Source organism: Bacillus cereus group sp. BfR-BA-01355 (assembly GCF_022663675.1).
GTDB lineage: Bacteria > Bacillota > Bacilli > Bacillales > Bacillaceae_G > Bacillus_A > Bacillus_A thuringiensis_S.
The window spans coordinates 1-1,332 of the sequence record NZ_JAKUFY010000258.1 but is presented as its reverse complement, the minus strand read 5'-3'; the positions used below and the strand labels follow the sequence as shown (position 1 = coordinate 1,332).

Below are 1,332 nucleotides of genomic sequence, written 5' to 3'. Positions count from 1 at the left end.
AACAGTGTTTTCATGGGAGAAACAAAAAATCCCGAGAAAATCAATCAACCAAATGATTTACTGTATTTGATTTATACATCAGGAACAACAGGAAAACCAAAGGGTGTTATGGTTGAACAAAAGGGCGTAGCAAATACCCTTCAATGGAGACGGAGGGCTTATAATTTTAAAGAAGGGGATACGATACTTCAACTTTTTTCTTTTGCATTTGATGGATTTGTTACAAGCATGTTTACTCCACTTCTATCAGGAGCACATGTGTTACTTCAAAGTGATGAAAAAGCTAAAGATGTACTTGCGATAAAATCCCATTTAGCTCATGATCGTGTTACCCATATGCTTATTGTTCCAATGCTGTATAGAGCACTTTTAGAAGTAATATCAATGGAAGATACTCAAACGTTGCGAGTGGTCACGTTAGCTGGAGAAGCATTTAATCAAAATTTAATAGAGAAGAGTTTGATTAAATGTCCTACTGCAGAAATTACCAATGAATATGGTCCTACAGAAAATAGTATAGCAACCACAATTATGAGACGTTTGGAATGCCAAAAGAGTATAAGCATTGGGCGGCCAATAGACAATATAAAAATATACATCTTAGATGGAGAAAAACTTCAGCCAATCGGTGCGCCTGGAGAATTATGTATAGCGGGGGATGGTCTGGCGAGAGGATATCTGAATAGACCAGAACTGACAGCTGAAAAATTTATCGACAATCCATTCGGGGAAGGAAAGTTATATCGAAGTGGAGATTTGGCACGATGGCTTCCTGATGGAAATATTGAATATTTAGGAAGAATGGATGAACAAGTCAAAATCAGAGGATTCCGAATTGAGCTTGGTGAAATTGAGAATGTGATTAGAAAAGTAGAGGGAATTACAGATACAGCTGTAGTTGTCAAAGAAGATCAAAACGGCGAACAGGCAATTAGTGCGTATGTTACAGCTGAAAGTGAATACAGTATGAATGATCTCAAAGAGGTAATCCGTAAGGAGTTACCAGAATATATGGTACCAGCGTATATGATGCAAATTGCGGAGATACCAGTCACGAAAAATGGGAAATTAGATAAGAGGGCATTGCCTGAAATTGAAATGAAGAGTGATAAAGAATATATCGCACCGAGAACTGAGACAGAGAAGGTATTGAGTGAAATATTTAGTCAGATATTAGATGTGGAACATATAAGTATAAAAGATGGTTTCTTTGAATTAGGTGGACATTCTTTGAAAGCTACAAGATTAGTTAACAGAATTGAAGCTGAAACAGGAAAGAAAGTACTTCTGAAAGAAGTGCTATCAAACTCTACTGTGGAAAATCTCGCAGAG

The 1,332-nt window shown here is 36.9% G+C and carries 1 protein-coding gene; it reads left to right on the top strand.

All coding sequences use genetic code 11. The features are described from left to right. Positions 1 to 12: 12 nt before the first annotated feature. Positions 13 to 1,332, top strand: a 1,320-nt coding sequence (locus tag MR167_RS31435; RefSeq protein ID WP_242316227.1) for a non-ribosomal peptide synthetase, incomplete at its 3' end; no start/stop codon positions are given.